This is a genomic window from Nitrosomonas supralitoralis (assembly GCF_003011925.2).
Lineage (GTDB): Bacteria > Pseudomonadota > Gammaproteobacteria > Burkholderiales > Nitrosomonadaceae > Nitrosomonas > Nitrosomonas supralitoralis.
The window spans coordinates 1-319 of record NZ_PXXU01000221.1 but is presented as its reverse complement, the minus strand read 5'-3'; the positions used below and the strand labels follow the sequence as shown (position 1 = coordinate 319).

The window sequence follows — 319 nt, the reverse complement described above, 5'->3', positions numbered from 1 at the left end:
AAAAACATACCTTCAATTGCTGCTTCGAGGCGGTTTTGTTGTTGATCAAATGGCTCAGGCCAAGTCTGGAACCTATCCCAATGAACTATCCCCGCTGTCACGCGCTGACGCAACAAAATACCCTACTAGTCGAGTAAGAGTATCAATCGATTCAGGCAAGACCAATTGGGAAAATATCATAAAAATGGAGCCCATACTGCGGTCTATAATCCCGGCGAGATTGGTGCTGTATTTCGCTTTACTTACAACGTGGAGAGAAAAGCATTACATAGGGGCGGCGATGCTGGCCGGAGCAACAGCAACTATTTATCCAGCAGCA

At 46.4% G+C, this 319-nt stretch carries 1 protein-coding gene; it reads left to right on the top strand.

The annotated features are described in order from the left end of the window. Nucleotides 1-319 (top strand): hypothetical protein (locus C7H79_RS18240; protein ID WP_172592513.1); only part of this gene is annotated, 319 nt, incomplete at both ends.